The following is a 271-nucleotide window of genomic DNA, read 5'->3' on the forward strand; positions in this document are numbered from 1 at the left end:
GCGACGTTCGCCGCGCGCAAGCTCGCCGACATCGCCGACAACACCAAGCACATCCTCGCGATCGAGCTGCTGGCCGCCGCCCAGGGCGTCGACCTGCGCGCGCCGCATCACACGAGCCCGAAGCTCGCGCCGGTGATGGAGACGATCCGCAGCAAGGTCGCGCACTACGAGCTCGATCACTACTTCGCGCCGGACATCGCGGTGATCGCGCAGCTCGTCGGCGAGCGCGCGTTCGCGAAGATCGCACCGTTCTCGTTCGCCTCGGAACAGT

At 68.3% G+C, this 271-nt stretch carries 1 protein-coding gene; it reads left to right on the forward strand.

The window, feature by feature from the left end; genetic code table 11:
- A partial coding sequence (locus SB816_RS31775) for an aromatic amino acid lyase (RefSeq protein ID WP_410548216.1) occupies positions 1 to 271 on the forward strand: 271 nt, incomplete at both ends.

Origin of the sequence: Achromobacter sp. SIMBA_011, from assembly GCF_046535435.1 — a bacterium.
In the GTDB taxonomy this organism is placed as follows: Bacteria; Pseudomonadota; Gammaproteobacteria; order Burkholderiales; family Burkholderiaceae_B; genus Achromobacter; species Achromobacter dolens.